This is a genomic window from Streptomyces beijiangensis, assembly GCF_017315755.1.
Classification (GTDB): Bacteria; Actinomycetota; Actinomycetes; order Streptomycetales; family Streptomycetaceae; genus Streptomyces; species Streptomyces beijiangensis.
The window spans coordinates 1-14253 of record NZ_JAFLRJ010000286.1 but is presented as its reverse complement, the minus strand read 5'-3'; the positions used below and the strand labels follow the sequence as shown (position 1 = coordinate 14253).

Annotated in this window: 16 protein-coding genes and 1 pseudogene; 13 read left to right on the top strand and 4 right to left on the bottom strand. The window is 70.7% G+C overall.

Annotated elements, in window-relative coordinates; genetic code table 11:
• Window positions 1-106 precede the first annotated feature (106 nt).
• The gene (locus tag J0695_RS27285) at window positions 107-889 is read right to left on the bottom strand and encodes an IclR family transcriptional regulator (protein WP_206966303.1); all 783 of its coding nucleotides are present in this window, start codon (window positions 887-889) and stop codon (window positions 107-109) included.
• 69 nt (window positions 890-958) lie between these two features.
• Between J0695_RS27285 and J0695_RS27280 the strand changes: the two genes are divergently transcribed.
• The 8 genes from J0695_RS27280 to J0695_RS27245 all read left to right on the top strand — a co-directional run bounded on the left by J0695_RS27280 (window position 959) and on the right by J0695_RS27245 (window position 7936).
• Window positions 959-1912 (top strand): 5-dehydro-4-deoxyglucarate dehydratase, encoded by a 954-nt coding sequence (locus tag J0695_RS27280; protein WP_206966302.1) that lies wholly within the window; start codon window positions 959-961, stop codon window positions 1910-1912.
• Window positions 1909-3240, top strand: coding sequence for a glucarate dehydratase family protein (locus J0695_RS27275; protein WP_206966300.1), 1332 nt, complete (start codon window positions 1909-1911; stop codon window positions 3238-3240). The genes J0695_RS27280 and J0695_RS27275 overlap by 4 nt, the downstream gene beginning before the upstream one ends.
• A gap of 108 nt (window positions 3241-3348) precedes the next feature.
• Window positions 3349-3495, top strand: coding sequence for a hypothetical protein (locus J0695_RS27270; protein ID WP_242553249.1), 147 nt, complete (start codon window positions 3349-3351; stop codon window positions 3493-3495).
• Window positions 3496-3586: 91 nt separating this feature from the next.
• Complete coding sequence (locus J0695_RS27265) at window positions 3587-4684, top strand: carbohydrate kinase family protein (RefSeq protein WP_206966298.1); 1098 nt, start codon at window positions 3587-3589, stop codon at window positions 4682-4684.
• Between the two features lie 107 nt (window positions 4685-4791).
• A complete protein-coding gene (locus J0695_RS27260) occupies window positions 4792-5793 on the top strand; it encodes a PhoH family protein (protein ID WP_206966296.1) in 1002 nt (333 codons plus the stop codon).
• 12 nt (window positions 5794-5805) lie between these two features.
• Window positions 5806-6303, top strand: coding sequence for an rRNA maturation RNase YbeY (ybeY, locus tag J0695_RS27255; protein WP_206966294.1), 498 nt, complete (start codon window positions 5806-5808; stop codon window positions 6301-6303).
• Window positions 6300-7577 (top strand): hemolysin family protein, encoded by a 1278-nt coding sequence (locus J0695_RS27250; protein WP_206966292.1) that lies wholly within the window; start codon window positions 6300-6302, stop codon window positions 7575-7577. The genes ybeY and J0695_RS27250 overlap by 4 nt, the downstream gene beginning before the upstream one ends.
• Before the next feature lie 5 nt (window positions 7578-7582).
• A complete protein-coding gene (locus tag J0695_RS27245) occupies window positions 7583-7936 on the top strand; it encodes an MmcQ/YjbR family DNA-binding protein (RefSeq protein ID WP_206966290.1) in 354 nt (117 codons plus the stop codon).
• A 1-nt stretch (window position 7937) separates the two neighbouring features.
• Here the strand turns inward: J0695_RS27245 and J0695_RS27240 are convergent, their stop codons facing one another.
• Window positions 7938-9353 (bottom strand): MFS transporter, encoded by a 1416-nt coding sequence (locus tag J0695_RS27240; RefSeq protein ID WP_206966289.1) that lies wholly within the window; start codon window positions 9351-9353, stop codon window positions 7938-7940.
• A gap of 165 nt (window positions 9354-9518) precedes the next feature.
• On the opposite strand from J0695_RS27240, the gene J0695_RS27235 reads away from it, so the two are divergent.
• From J0695_RS27235 to J0695_RS27215, 5 genes are all read left to right on the top strand, one after another.
• Window positions 9519-10340 carry a helix-turn-helix transcriptional regulator gene (locus J0695_RS27235; RefSeq protein ID WP_206966304.1) on the top strand — a complete coding sequence of 274 codons (822 nt, stop codon included), beginning with the start codon at window positions 9519-9521 and terminating at the stop codon, window positions 10338-10340.
• A 16-nt stretch (window positions 10341-10356) separates the two neighbouring features.
• Window positions 10357-10719 carry a cytidine deaminase-like protein gene (locus J0695_RS27230; RefSeq protein WP_206966287.1) on the top strand — a complete coding sequence of 121 codons (363 nt, stop codon included), beginning with the start codon at window positions 10357-10359 and terminating at the stop codon, window positions 10717-10719.
• Window positions 10719-11156 (top strand): hypothetical protein, encoded by a 438-nt coding sequence (locus tag J0695_RS27225; protein WP_206966284.1) that lies wholly within the window; start codon window positions 10719-10721, stop codon window positions 11154-11156. The genes J0695_RS27230 and J0695_RS27225 overlap by 1 nt, the downstream gene beginning before the upstream one ends.
• A gap of 187 nt (window positions 11157-11343) precedes the next feature.
• Window positions 11344-12687, top strand: a complete 1344-nt coding sequence (locus J0695_RS27220) for a WxL domain-containing protein (protein WP_206966282.1) — start codon at window positions 11344-11346, stop codon at window positions 12685-12687.
• 59 nt (window positions 12688-12746) lie between these two features.
• Entirely contained in the window at window positions 12747-13700 is a 954-nt protein-coding gene (locus tag J0695_RS27215) for a WxL protein peptidoglycan domain-containing protein (RefSeq protein WP_206966279.1), read from the top strand.
• On the opposite strand, the gene J0695_RS27210 is transcribed toward J0695_RS27215, so the two are convergent.
• Together J0695_RS27210 and J0695_RS27205 are read right to left on the bottom strand one after the other, a co-directional pair.
• A complete protein-coding gene (locus J0695_RS27210; RefSeq protein WP_206966277.1) occupies window positions 13666-14004 on the bottom strand; it encodes a P-II family nitrogen regulator in 339 nt (112 codons plus the stop codon). The two genes, J0695_RS27215 and J0695_RS27210, sit on opposite strands and share 35 nt — an antisense overlap.
• A pseudogene (locus J0695_RS27205) lies at window positions 14001-14253 on the bottom strand (ammonium transporter); the annotation flags it as partial. The pseudogene J0695_RS27205 and the gene J0695_RS27210, both read right to left, overlap by 4 nt.

Genomic DNA, 14253 nt, shown 5'->3' with positions numbered 1-14253 from the left:
GCCCCTTCCCGAAACCGGGGGGTTCCCCGGACCCCCTGTATGCGACCTTCGGCCGCATGTCCTCAATCGCCGGACGGGCTTGATTTGCGAGCCCCCGAGGCGGGGGTCAGCGCCAGTCCGGGGACCCCGGCAGCGGCGCCGCCGCCGCCTCGATCCGCGCCCGCGCCTCCCGCATCACCGCCACGATCTCCTTCTCGTGCGCCTCCGTCAGCCGCGCCACCGGCACCGAGCAGCTGATCGCGTCCACCGCCGGAGCCTCGTACCGCAGCGCGAAGCCGAAGCCGACGATCCCCGTCACGCCCTCCTCGCGGTCGATCGAGTAGCCCCGCTCCCGCACCTGCGCCAGATCCGCCGCGAGCGCATCCCGGTCGGTCAGCGTGTTCGGCGTGAACCGTTCCAGCTCCCCCCGCGGCAGCGCGCCCGCCTCCCGCTCGGCCAGCAGCGCCTTGCCCAGGGCGCCCACATGGGCCGGCAGCCGCCGCCCGACGCGGCTGATCGTCCGTACGTACTCGTGCGACTCGCGCGTCGCCAGGTACACCACGTCGTCCCGGTCGATCCGGCCCAGGTGGACCGTCTCTCCCAGCGCCGTCGACGCCTCGTCGAGATGGGGCCGCGCGGCCCGCACCCGGGGGTCGGTGTCCAGATAGCTGGTGCCGGTGAGGAGGGCGCGGATGCCGATGCCGTACAGCGATCCGGTCGCGTCCGTGCGGACCCAGCCGCGGTCGATCAGGGTCTGCAGCAGGGCGTACATGGAGCTGCGCGGCACGCCCAGCTCCTCGGCGAGTTCGCGCAGCCTCGCGGGGCGGTCGCCGCGTGCGGCCAGCACTTCGAGCAGCTCGACGGTGCGGCCCGCCGACTTCACCTCGCGTACGCCTCCGGTCTCTGGCATGGCCCGATCGTACGTAAGGCGGTGCGTGCCCCTTGACGCTCCTCGTCCACGTATCTAGTCTCCATCTTCATGCGTAGACAGCATCTACATACGGAGACAGAGACGGTGGAGCGGCTGCGGGAAGGGATGGGGCTCGGCGTCCTGTCCTTCCCGCTGACCAGCTTCGGCGCGGGCGGCGAGCTCGATCTCGACAGCTACCGGGCGTACCTGGAGCGGCAGCTCGCGGCATGTCCCGGCGCGGTCTTCCCCGCCTGCGGCACCGGCGAGTTCTTCTCGCTCGACGAGGAGGAGTACCGCGCGGTCGTCACCGCCACCGTCGAGGTGGCCGGCGGGCGGGTCCCCGTCGTCGCCGGTATCGGGTACGGCTGGGCGCAGGCCTCCCGGTTCGCCCGTATCGCCGAGGAGGCGGGCGCCGACGCCGCCCTCGTCCTGCCGCACTACCTCGTCGCCGCCCCGCAGGACGGCCTCGTCGCGCAGCTGGAGCAGATCGCCGCCCGCACCCGGCTGCCGCTCATCGCGTACCAGCGCGGACAGGTCTCCTTCACGGCCGACAGCCTGCGCAGGATCGCCGCCATCGACGGCGTGATCGGCCTCAAGGACGGGCACAGCGACCTCGACAGGCTGCAGCGCCTGACCCTCGCCGCACCCGAGGGTTTTCTTTTCTTCAACGGGGCTTCCACCGCCGAGATCCAGGCCCGCGCGTACGCCACCATCGGCATCCCCGCGTACTCCTCCGCCGTCCACGCCTTCGCCCCCGAGATCGCCGGCGCCTTCTTCACCGCGTTGCGCGACGGCGACAACGCCCGCGTGGACGAGCTGCTCCGCGGCTTCTACGTCCCCCTCGTCGAGCTCCGCGACCGGGTGCCCGGTTACGCGGTCTCGCTCGTCAAGGCCGCCGCCCGGCTGCGCGGCGAGCGGGTCGGGCGGGTCCGCGCACCGCTGACCGATCCGGGCGCCGACGACCTCGCCGTACTTGAGAAGCTGCTCGCCACCGGACTCGACCTCGTAGGAGCCGCCGTATGACCACCGCAGAGAAGAACACCGCGGACAGGGCCGCCGCCGACCTGACCATCACCGAGGTCCGTCTCACCCCCGTCCTGATCTCCGACCCGCCGCTGCTCAACGTCCAGGGCGTGCACCAGCCGTACACCCCGCGCCTGGTCATCGAGGTCGTCACGGCCGACGGCGTCACCGGTGTCGGCGAGACCTACGGGGACACCAAGTACCTGGAGCTCGCCCGCCCGTTCGCGGACCTCCTCGCCGGCCACTCGATCGCCGACCTCAACGGTCTCGCCATCCTCGCCGCGCAGGTCGGCGTGGACGAGGCCCGCGTCGACAACGCGGTCGACGTCGGCGGCCTGCGCGGCGTCCAGACCGCCGACAAGCTGCGGCTCTCCATCATCTCGGGCTTCGAGGTGGCCTGCCTGGACGCGCTCGGCAAGGTGTACGGCGTGCCCGTGCACGAGCTGCTCGGCGGCAAGATCCGCGACACCGTCGAGTACAGCGCGTACCTCTTCTACCGCTGGGCGGAGCACCCCGGCGGCGCGGGCGAGTCCGACACCTGGGGCGAGGCGATCGACCCCGCGGGCGTCGTCGAGCAGGCCCGCCGCTTCGTGGACGACTACGGCTTCACCTCCTTCAAGCTCAAGGGCGGCGTCTTCCCGCCCGCCGAGGAGATCGCCGCGATCAAGGCCCTCGCCGAGGCGTTCCCGGGCCACCCCCTCCGTCTCGACCCGAACGGCGGCTGGACCCCGGAGACCTCGCTGAAGGTCGCCGAAGAGCTGGGTGGCGTACTCGAATACCTGGAGGACCCCACCCCCGGGACCCCCAACATGGCCGAGGTGTCGGCCGGCACGGACGTGCCCCTCGCCACCAACATGTGCGTCACGACGCTCCCGGAGATCCGTGAGGCGTTCCTCAAGGACGCCGTCCAGGTCGTCCTCTCCGACCACCACTACTGGGGCGGACTGCGCGCGACCCGCGAACTGGCCGCGATCTGCCGCACCTTCGGCGTCGGCCTCTCCATGCACTCCAACACCCACATGGGCATCAGCCTCGCCGCCATGACCCATGTCGCGGCGACCGTCCCCAACCTCGACTACGCCTGCGACAGCCACTACCCGTGGCAGACAGACGACGTCATCACGGCCCGCCATGTCTTCACCGACGGCCGCCTCACCGTCTCCGACGCCCCCGGCCTCGGCGTCGAGCTCAACCGCGAGACCCTCGCGCGCCTGCACCAGCGGTGGCTGGACGACGACGGCACGATGCGCGACCGCGACGACGCGGCAGCCATGCGCAAGGCGAAGGGCCACGAGGACTGGGAGACCCCCGCTCTGCCCCGCTGGTAGATCCCCAACTCCCCCTGCGGGGCCGGGCTTTCCCCCACTTCAGCCCCGGCCCCGCACCCTGCCCACGACCGGAGCCGCTCGTGTCCGCCTCTCCGTCTTCCTCTCCCCGTGATCGGGTTCCTCGCCGCGCTCAGCGTGCTCCTGGTGCGCGGCGGCGGGCGCAACGACAAGGTCCGTACGAAACCGGCGGCCGCCCCCGCACAGCCGGTCCGCAAGCCGGCCCCCGGCGCGGCGTCGCGGATCGCCGGGGTCTGACAGCGGGTGCCTGACCGGAGGTCCGGCGCCCGCCGGGGCCGGTGGTGCAGACTGGCGCCACTGGCCCGTACCCGACCCGTTGGAGCATGCGGTGGACGTAGCTGCCGACCCCCTCGTCGACCCGCTGAAGAAATCGCGCCGCCCCGACGACCCGGCCTGCGACGTCTACCTCACCGGCACCATCTTCCTCGACATCATCTTCACCGGGCTCGACTCGGCTCCCGTCCGCGGCACCGAGTCCTGGGCGCGCGGCATGGGATCGAGCCCCGGCGGGGTCGCCAACATGGCGACCGCGCTGGCCCGGCTCGGGCTGCGCACCTCCCTCGCCGCCGCCTTCGGCGACGACCACTACGGCGAGTACTGCTGGGACGCCCTGGAGCAGGGCGAGCACATCGACCTGAGCCGCTCCCGCACCGTCCCCGGCTGGCACTCCCCGGTCACGGTCTCCATGGCGTACGAGGGCGAGCGCACCATGGTGTCGCACGGTCACGAGGCCCCGCCGCCCGAAGGCTCGGTCCCCAGCTGCCCGCCGCTCGCCCGCGCCGCGGTCGCGTCCCTGGGCCCCGGCAGGCGCGAGGAGTGGGTCGGGCACGCGGCCGGGCACGGGACCCGGGTCTTCGCCGACGTCGGCTGGGACGAGACGGGCCGCTGGGAGCTGGCAGCGCTCGAAGACCTCGGCCACTGCGAGGCGTTCCTCCCCAACGCCGAGGAGGCGATGCGCTACACCCGCACCGACTGCCCGCGCGCCGCGGCCCACGCCCTGGCCGAGAAGGTCCCGGTCGCGGTCGTGACGCTGGGCGCGGACGGTGCGTACGCCGTGGACGGCTCGACCGGGGAGACCGCCGAGGTCCCCGCCATCGCCGTCGAGGCACTGGACCCCACCGGTGCGGGCGACGTCTTCGTCGCGGGCTTCGTCACCGGGACCCTCGCGGGCTGGCCGCTCGCCGACCGCCTCGCCTTCGCCGGGCTGACCGCCGCACTCTCCGTCCAGGAATTCGGCGGCTCGCTCTCCGCGCCCGGCTGGGTCGAGGTGGCCGCCTGGTGGCAGCACGTGACGATGCTCGAGGACCACGCCCAGGACCCGGCGGCACTGCGGCGCTACGCCTTCCTGGAGGAGCTGCTGCCCACGGCGTCCAGACCGTGGCCATTGCGCCGGGCGGTTCCGACAATTGGCTTCCGCGCCTCGTAAAACCTCTCGGTGTTGTCAGTGGTGAGTCGTAGGCTGGGTATTCCAGAGGTTGTCGAGCAGCGAGAACCCTGTAATGGGAGGTATGTGCAGGCCCGAGAGGCCGGCCCATGACTCAGACACCCACACAGCCGCAGGCAAGCGCCCAGTTCTCTGTCCCGGCCGCGCACCCGATGGTGATGCTCCTGGGATCCGGCGACTCGCTGCTGCGCGTGATCGAGAAGGCCTTCCCGGCGGCCGACATCCATGTCCGGGGAAATCGGATCAGCGCCACGGGGGCCCCGGCGGACATCGCCGTCATCCAGCGACTGTTCGACGAGATGATGCTGGTGCTCCGCACCGGCGCGCCGATGACGGAGGACTCAGTGGAACGGTCGATCGCCATGCTCAAGGCGGCCGCGAACGGCAACGGACCGAGCGAGACCCCGGCAGAGGTGCTCACCCAGAACATCCTCTCCTCTCGCGGCCGTACCATCCGCCCCAAGACCCTCAACCAGAAGCGGTACGTCGACGCGATCGACGAGAACACGATCGTGTTCGGGATCGGCCCCGCCGGCACCGGCAAGACGTATCTCGCCATGGCCAAGGCGGTCCAGGCGCTGCAGGCCAAGCAGGTCGACCGGATCATCCTGACCCGCCCCGCCGTCGAGGCGGGCGAGAGGCTCGGCTTCCTGCCCGGCACGCTGTCCGACAAGATCGACCCGTATCTGCGGCCGCTCTACGACGCCCTGCACGACATGCTCGACCCGGACACGATCCCGCGGCTGATGGCGGCCGGGACGATCGAGGTCGCGCCGCTGGCCTATATGCGCGGTCGCACGCTCAACAGCGCGTTCATCATCCTCGACGAGGCGCAGAACACCAGCGCCGAGCAGATGAAGATGTTCCTGACCAGGCTCGGCTTCGACTCGAAGATCGTCGTCACCGGCGACGTCACCCAGGTCGACCTTCCCGGCGGTACGAAGAGCGGGCTGCGCGAGGTGCAGAAGATCCTCCAGGGCATCGACGACGTGCACTTCTCGCGGCTCACGAGCGAGGATGTCGTCCGGCACAAGCTCGTCGGCCGTATCGTCGACGCGTACGAGAAGTACGACGACCAAACCGGGAAGTAGCGAACACGCACCATGTCGATCGACGTCAACAACGAGTCCGGAGCAGAGGTCGACGAGCAGGCGATTCTCGACATCTCCCGCTACGCCCTCGCGCGGATGCGCATCCACCCGCTCTCCGAGCTCTCGGTGATCGTCGTGGACGCCGACGCCATGGAGCAGCTGCACATCCAGTGGATGGACCTCCCGGGTCCGACCGATGTCATGTCCTTCCCGATGGACGAACTGCGTCCGCCGGTCAAGGACGACGAGGAGCCCCCGCAGGGGCTCCTCGGTGACATCGTGCTCTGCCCCGAGGTCGCCGAGCAGCAGGGCAAGGACGCCCCGACGGAGCACACCATGGACGAGGAGCTCCAGCTGCTCACCGTCCACGGGCTGCTGCACCTCCTCGGGTACGACCATGAGGAGCCGGACGAGAAGGCCGAGATGTTCGGCCTCCAGGCGGCGATCGTCGACGGCTGGCGGGCTGAGAAGGGCATGACCGGGCCTTCCCCCGCTCCGACCGTCTCATGACCGCGCAGCTGATCGTCGGTGCGATCGCGCTGGTCGTCGTCGCCTGGCTGGCGGCCTGCGCGGAGGCGGGCATCGCCCGCACCTCCAGCTTCCGTGCCGCCGAGTCCGTCCGGTCCGGGCGGCGCGGCAGCGCGAAGCTCGCCCAGATCGCCGACGACCCGACCCGCTACCTCAATGTGGCACTGCTGGTGCGGGTCGCCTGCGAGATGGCGGCGGGTGTTCTCGTCACGTACGTGTGCCTGCGTGAATTCACCGTCACCTGGCAGGCGCTGACGCTCGCGATCGGCGTGATGGTCCTGGTGAGTTACGTCGCCGTGGGCGTCTCGCCGCGCACCATCGGCCGCCAGCACCCGCTCAACACCGCGACGGCGGCCGCCTATGTGCTGCTTCCGCTCGCCCGGATCATGGGCCCGATCCCGCAGCTGCTGATCCTCATCGGCAACGCACTCACGCCCGGAAAGGGCTTCCGCAAGGGTCCTTTCGCCTCCGAGGCGGAGCTGCGCGCCATGGTGGACCTGGCCGAGGCGGAGTCGCTGATCGAGGACGACGAGCGCCGTATGGTGCACTCCGTCTTCGAGCTCGGCGACACCCTGGTGCGCGAAGTGATGGTCCCGCGCACCGACCTGGTCTGCATCGAACGCCACAAGACCGTCCGCCAGGCGCTGACCCTCGCCCTGCGCTCGGGCTTCTCGCGCATACCGGTGACCGGCGAGAACGAGGACGACATCGTCGGGATCGTCTATCTGAAGGACCTGGCCCGCAAGACCCACATCAACCGTGAGGCCGAGGCCGACCTCGTCTCCACCGCGATGCGGCCCGCGACCTTCGTGCCCGACACCAAGAACGCGGACGACCTGCTGCGCGAGATGCAGCTGGAGCGCAACCACGTCGCCGTCGTCATCGACGAGTACGGCGGCACGGCCGGCATCGTCACCATCGAGGACATCCTCGAGGAGATCGTCGGCGAGATCACCGACGAGTACGACCGCGAGCTGCCGCAGGTCGAGGAGCTCGGCGAGAACCGCTTCCGGGTCACCGCGCGTCTGGACATCGACGACCTCGGCGAGCTGTACGGCATCCACGAGTACGACGACGAGGACGTGGAGACGGTCGGCGGTCTCCTCGCGAAGGCACTCGGCAGGGTTCCGATCGCGGGCGCCACGGCGGTCGTCGACCTCCCGGACGGGCGGAGTCTGCGGCTCACCGCGGAGTCCCCGGCCGGACGCAGGAACAAGATCGTCACCGTACTGGCAGAGCCGGTCGAGGGGGACTGAGCAGCGTGACACCGAAGGAACTCAGGGCGTTCTGCCTGGAATTCAACGCAAGCGTCGAGGAGTTCCCCTTCGGGCCCGAGACCTCCGTCTTCAAGGTCCTGGGCAAGCTCTTCGCGCTCTCCCACCTCGACGGCGACCCGCTCACGGTCAACCTCAAGTGCGAGCCGGAGATCGCGATCCGCCTCCGCGAGGAGCACCCGGCGATCGTCCCCGGCTGGCACATGAACAAGCGCCACTGGAACACCGTGACCGTGGGAGAGCTCCCGGACCGCATGGTCCGGGAGCTCATCGAGGATTCGTACGACCTGGTGGTGGCCGGTCTGCCGAAGGCGGAGCGCCTGCGGCTCGACCGGCCCTGAATCACTGCGTCTTCCCGCGGCCGAGGCCCACGGCCACCAGGACCCCGGCGCCGAGCAGGATCGCCGCGTCGATGCCCAGTACGGTCCGCACCCCGGTGAAGAGATCGCCCTGTGTGGTGGCGAGGACACCGAGCAGCGGGATGCCGATGGTGATGCCGACCTGCTGGGTGGTGGTGACCAGTCCGGTCGCCAGGCCCTGCTCCTCGTCGGGGACGCCGGAGGTGACAGTCAGTCCGTACGAGATGATCGCTCCGAGGTGGCACATGCTGGCCAGCGACACGGCGGCCGTGGCGAGCAGCGCGCCGGACCCCGCGCCGACGCCCAGCAGGGCCGAGGTGAGCACGCCCTGGCCGAGCAGCGAGCCGACCAGCACGCGGCGGGCGCCGAAGCGGCCGATGGCCTTGGGTGCGTACATTCCTGCGACCACCGACAGCACTCCCTGCACCCCGAAGACGAGACCGGTCTCGAAGGACGAGAGCTTCAGGACTTCCTGCAGGTAGAGGGTGAGGACGAAGACGACCGTCGACATCATCGAGAAGGTCACCAGACCACCGATGTTGCCCCAGGCCACGGTGCGGCGCCTCAGCATCGGGAGCGAGACCAGCGGGGCTGCGGCCTTCGACTCGACGGCCACGAAGGCGGCGAGCAGGGCGATTCCGGCGATCAGGGTCACCAGGACGTCGGTGTTGCCGAAGCCGTTCTGGGCGGCCGTCGAGAGGGAGTAGATCAGGGCGAGCAGTCCGCCGGTGACGGTCACCGCGCCGGGGATGTCCAGCCGGGGGCGGACCGGGTGGCGTGATTCGGTGAGCAGGCCGGGGGCGAGGACGAGCACGACCGCCGAGGCCACACCGAGCAGCCCCATCGTCGAGCGCCAGCCGAGCGTGTCGGTCAGTACGCCACCGAGGACCATGCCGACGGTGAAGCCCAGCGAGAGCAGCGTGCCGCTGATGCCCAGCGCCCGGTCGCGCAGCGGGCCTTCGGGGAAGGTGGTGGTCAGCAGCGACATTCCCGTCGGTACGATCACCGCCGCGCCCAGGCCCTGGAGTGCGCGCCCGGCGAGGAAGACCTCGGGGTTCCAGGCGAACGTGGCGATCAGGGAGGCCGTACCGAAGACCGCGAGGCCGGTCAGGAAGAGCTTGCGGCGGCCGAAGAGGTCGGCGATGCGGCCGAAGAGCAGCAGGAATCCGCCGGAGGGGAGCGCGAAGGCGGTGACCGCCCACTGCAGACCGGCCTGGCTCATGCCGAGGTCCTTGCCCAGGACGGGCAGTGCCACGTTCAGTACGGAGAAGTCGAGCGCGACCATGAACTGGGCGGCGCACAGGACGAAGAGGACGAGTCTGGCCCGGGGGGAGAGCCGTTCGGGGGCAGCCGGCGCGGGGGCCGGGGTGTGCGCTGTGGGTGCGGTGTCGATCGCCATGTGCTCAACCCTCGGGCTTCACCGGCAGGGGTGGGGAGCGGCAACTTATGCTGGTGTTCGTACCACCAGCCAGCATCAGCAGGGGGAGTCGACGTGGCCAGCCCGGTACGGAACACCGCACAGGACACCAAGGCGCACCGGCTCAGTGAGCTGCGCGAGTTCCTGATGAGCCGCCGCGCCAGGGTCACCCCGGTCGAGGCGGGCCTCCCCGACGGCGGGGCCAGGCGCCGTACGCCGGGGCTGCGGCGCGAAGAGGTCGCCGTCCTCGCCGGCGTCGGGGTCTCCTGGTACCAGTGGCTGGAGCAGGGCCGCGACATCACCGTCTCGCCCCAGGTCCTGGACTCGGTGGGGCGCGTGCTGAAGCTGAGCAGCGCCGAGCGGCGGCATCTGTACGTACTGGCCGGGCTGAACCCGCCGCCCGCCGAGGTCGATCCCGCCAGCCAGGACATGTGCGAGGGGCTGCAGAGGCTGATCAACGCCTGGATGCCGTTCCCCGCCCACATCATGGACCGTTACTGGAACACGGTGCGGTACAACGATGCGGCGGCGATGGTCCTCGCGATGCGCCCCGAGATCGTCCAGAACTGCCTGATCGCCTTCTTCACGGACCCCATCTACCGCTCCCGCGCCCAGGGCTGGGAGGCCATCGCGCACCACGTGGTGGCCCAGTACCGTGCCGCCTGCTCGGAGCACCCCGACGACGACGGGTTCCGTGCGGTGGTCGAGGAGGCGCAGGAACGGAGCCCGGAATTCACGGAGTTGTGGGCGCGCCGCGACATCGCCCCCAGCGGCCAGGTGCGCAAGGAGCTGGAGCACCCGGTGGTCGGCACGCTGTTCGTCGAGTCCACCAACCTCAGGGTCCCTGCCCGGCCCGATCTCTCCATCGTGCTGCACACCCCGCTGCCCGACACCGGCACGGAGGCCAAGCTCCAGTGGCTGGATTCGCCGGAGGGGCGCCGGGGGTCGATGTACCCGGTCCCCGGCTAGTCCTTATGCTCGCCCCATGAGCGAGAACACGGCATCCGACGGCCTCGGCCCCGAAGACCGCAAGATCATCACGCTGGCGCGCAGTGCGCGGGCGCGCAACGGTGTGCCCGAGGGGGCTGCCGTACGCGACGAGACCGGACGTACGTATGTCGCGGGGACCGTGTCCCTGGAATCGCTGAAGCTCTCCGCGCTGCAGACCGCGGTCGCGATGGCGGTGGCGTCGGGGGCGCAGTCCCTGGAGGCCGCCGCGGTCGTCAGCGAGGCGGGCGCGGCCTCCGAGCAGGACCGTGCGGCGGTACGGGACCTGGGCGGCCCGGAAACCCCGGTCCTCCTGGCCGGCCCGGACGGAACCCTGCGCGCCTCGGTCGCGGCCGGCTGATGGGCGGCGGTGCGGTGCTCGGGCCGGTCGGGCGGAAGGCGCGCGAGCGGCGCATCGAGCGCCGCTGGGCCTGGGTCGCTCTGGTTGCGAGCGCAATTCTGAGTGTGGGCAACATGGTCGAATGGGCTCGCGGCAACGGTGTGGAAGCCCAGTCCTTCTGGCCGTTCGCGGTGGCCGCCGGGTCTGTCGCCACCCTGCTGAAGGGGACGGGGAGGCGTACGGCGGCCCGAGGCGCGACCTACCTGGCGTGCGGGCTGCTCGTCGCCGTGGGGATCTGGACGGGGATCCCGCAGGCGGCGCATCTGGTGCACGGCGAATCCGTGGACTGGCTGGACCTGACGATCGGGGTGCTTGTGGTGCTGTTCGTGGGCGTCGGTGCGATGACCTGGATCGCCGGGCGCAAGCAGGGCGGTGCGGCGTCGCCGTCCGCTGAATGACCGCTTGATGACTGCTGAATGCCCTCCTCCGCTCTGACCTGCGGAAATCAGGATCTTGACAGTATCTGATGGGTCATCAGTTGGTGCATTTCGATTGCATTGACTTCTTCCGGCCACCGCTTGTCAATGGGGCCCCTGTTGGCGCAGAAGAGCCGCTGCGCCCACGTCCCCCAGGAGGGGCAACGCCATGGCAAGAGGAATACGAAGACGCCGCTGGGCCGCCGCATTAGGAGTGGCCGCACTCGCGGTCGGCGGGGGAGGGGTGCTCGCCGGATCGGCGAGCGCCAGCGCCGCCGCAGCCTCCGCCGCCGTCGACTTCCCGACGCACTGCATCCCGCCCGCGATCGCCGGGATCCCGCCGATCGACGGCACCACGACCGCGCAGATCACCGTCGACAACGCGGCCCCCAAGGTGGGCGACACGGTCACCGTGACGTACACCGTGGTCAAGCCCGCCGCGAGCAACCCCGTCGACCTCGCGCTCCCCGCCGACATCATGACGCCCAGCGGCAAGGTCGCGCTGGCGGGTGCGCAGACCGGCAGCGTCACTGTCGCAGGACCCAAGAAGAACGACCCGGTGCCCGCCAAGGGCGCGTTCCCCGCGTTCTCCATGACCGGGACCTTCAAGGTGACCGCGCCCGGCGCGATCACGCTCTCGCCCGGTGACTACAACATCCACACCAGCTACATCATGGAGCTGGACACCCCCTGCACCGTCACCAACGCGCCCGCCCCCGTCTCCGAGACGGTCACGGCGACGGACGGTGGCGGCCAGACCAACGACCGTGCTCTCACGCTGAGTTCGGCCTCCGGCAAGGCAGGTGACCCGGTGACCGTCACGGGCGCCAAGTTCACCCCGAACACGGCCGTCACCGTCATCGGCTGGAACGGTACGGGCGTCACCGCCGACACCGCCACCGCCACGTCGTCGGCCACCGGCGGCTTCACGGCCCAGCTGACGGTCAACGACCCGGCCACCACCGGGATCGTCGCGTACGAAGGTACGGGCGCGGACCCGACCAAGAGTGCGGGACCCGCTGCCTACACCGTCACCGGTGGCGGCGGCGAGACCCCCGGCAGTCTCACCCAGAAGCTCAACTCCTCGGTGAAGGCGGGGACGTTGTCGATGTCCCAGGCCGGAGACACCGTCGCGATGTCGGCCGTCGACTTCGGCCAGGGCGGCGCGTCCACCGGTGATCTGCAGACCGTGACCGTCAAGGACTTCCGCGGCGGTCCTGCCGGCTGGTCGCTGACCGGCAAGGTCACCGACTTCACCGGTCCCGGCGGCGCGAAGATCGGAGCCGACGCACTCGGCTGGACCCCGGCCTGCGCCACCAAGACCGGCAGCCCCAGCACCTGCGCCGCCGGTTCGGCGGGCACGGTCGGCAGCGCGGGCGCGACCCTCGCTTCGACCCCCAACGGGGCCCTCACCGGTGGTGAGTTCACCGCCGGCGCCAAGGTCTCGCTGAACGTCCCGGCGTTCACCGCACCCGGCGCCTACTCCGGCGTGCTGACCCTGACCCTCAGCTGACCGCTCGGTGGGCCGTGGCGCACCACTCGGCCCACCCCTATCCCAGGGGACTCCGCACCGTGCGCAAGCTGTACGTACTCCTGCTGACTCTGCTCACCGCCGCGTTCTCCGCGGTGCTGATGAACGCGCCCGCCCACGCCGCCGACAACGGCAGCTGGTCCGTCTACCCGGCCGTCTCCAAGCTCGGCGGCCGACCGTACTTCTATCTCTCCGCAGACCCCGGCACGACCATCAACGACAAGGTCACCGTCACCAACAAGACGGCACAGCCGCTGAACTTCCGGCTCTACGGGGCCGATGCGTACAACACCGAGCGCGACGGCGGATTCGCCGTGCGCTCCCTCAAGGAGAAGCAGACCGGCGTCGGCGCCTGGGTCCGCCCCGGCCTGGACCGGATCACCGTCCCGCCGCACGGCGCCGTCACCGTGCCCTTCACCCTCACCGTCCCCGAAGGCGCGATGCCAGGCGACCACCCGGGCGCGCTCGTCGCCCTCGACGAGCGCGTCGAGAAGGCCAAGGGCGATGTCGCGGTCGGCGTCCGGTGGGCCGTCGGGGCCCGCGTCTATCTGCGGGTGACCGGGCCGACCGTGACCGGGCTCGCCGTCGAGCACGTCAGCCTCGCCCACAGCCAGCCGCTGATTCCCGGTACGGGCAAGAGCCGCACCCTCATCTCGTACACCCTGCGCAACACCGGCAACGTCACCCTCGACCCGAAGGTGCAGCTCAAGGCGGAGGGCCTCTTCGGCCGCACCCTGCTCACCCGCGACCTCAGCAAGGTCCCCGGCGAACTGCTCCCAGGACAGCAGGTGAAACTCACCGAGCCGTGGGCGGGCGCACCCCAGCTGGAATGGGGCGATGTGACGCTGACCGCCCGCGCCCAGGACCTGAAGGAGTCCGCGAGCGCGTCGTTCTTCGCGCTGCCGTGGCTGGCCGCGCTGCTGCTGTTCGGCGTCTTCGTCGCGGGTGCGGTGGCCGTCGTCAGAGTGCGTCGGGGCCGCGCTCGCCTGTCCTGACGCGCACCACGGTCTCGACGGCGACGGCCCAGACCTTGCCGTCGCCGATCTTGCCGGTGTGCGCGGCACGGACCACGGCGTCGATCACCGCCTCGGCGTCCTCGTCCCCGACCAGCACTTCGATACGCACCTTGGGGACCAGGTCGACGCGGTACTCCGCGCCCCGGTACACCTCGGTGTGCCCGCGCTGACGGCCGTAACCGCTCGCCTCCGTGACGGTGAGACCCTGCACGCCGAGCTCCTGGAGCGCGGTCTTCACCTCGTCCAGCTTGTGCGGCTTCACGACGGCCGTGACCAGCTTCATGCGTGCACCTTCGGTGTCTTGGGAGTGCCGGAGAGCGGGGCCCCGTGGCCCAGCACGCCGTGATCGTAGGCGCTCTCGGCGTGCACGGTCAGGTCCAGACCCTGCTGCTCGTGCTCCTCGTCGGCACGGAAGCCGATCAGCCGGTCGATGGCCTTGCCGATCCCGTACGTGACGAGGAAGGCGTACGCGGCGACGACCACCACCGCCAGGGCCTGCCGGCCGAGCTGCCCGAGCCCGCCCCCGTACAGC

Bases quoted from the DNA above. Each gene is read 5' to 3' on its own strand.
- J0695_RS27285 (WP_206966303.1), bottom strand. From the start codon at position 889: ATGCCAGAGACCGGAGGCGTACGCGAGGTGAAGTCGGCGGGCCGCACC.
- J0695_RS27280 (WP_206966302.1), top strand. From the start codon at position 959: ATGCGTAGACAGCATCTACATACGGAGACAGAGACGGTGGAGCGGCTG.
- J0695_RS27275 (WP_206966300.1), top strand. From the start codon at position 1,909: ATGACCACCGCAGAGAAGAACACCGCGGACAGGGCCGCCGCCGACCTG.
- J0695_RS27260 (WP_206966296.1), top strand. From the start codon at position 4,792: ATGACTCAGACACCCACACAGCCGCAGGCAAGCGCCCAGTTCTCTGTC.
- ybeY (WP_206966294.1), top strand. From the start codon at position 5,806: ATGTCGATCGACGTCAACAACGAGTCCGGAGCAGAGGTCGACGAGCAG.
- J0695_RS27250 (WP_206966292.1), top strand. From the start codon at position 6,300: ATGACCGCGCAGCTGATCGTCGGTGCGATCGCGCTGGTCGTCGTCGCC.
- J0695_RS27240 (WP_206966289.1), bottom strand. From the start codon at position 9,353: ATGGCGATCGACACCGCACCCACAGCGCACACCCCGGCCCCCGCGCCG.
- J0695_RS27235 (WP_206966304.1), top strand. From the start codon at position 9,519: ATGAGCCGCCGCGCCAGGGTCACCCCGGTCGAGGCGGGCCTCCCCGAC.
- J0695_RS27230 (WP_206966287.1), top strand. From the start codon at position 10,357: ATGAGCGAGAACACGGCATCCGACGGCCTCGGCCCCGAAGACCGCAAG.
- J0695_RS27225 (WP_206966284.1), top strand. From the start codon at position 10,719: ATGGGCGGCGGTGCGGTGCTCGGGCCGGTCGGGCGGAAGGCGCGCGAG.
- J0695_RS27220 (WP_206966282.1), top strand. From the start codon at position 11,344: ATGGCAAGAGGAATACGAAGACGCCGCTGGGCCGCCGCATTAGGAGTG.
- J0695_RS27210 (WP_206966277.1), bottom strand. From the start codon at position 14,004: ATGAAGCTGGTCACGGCCGTCGTGAAGCCGCACAAGCTGGACGAGGTG.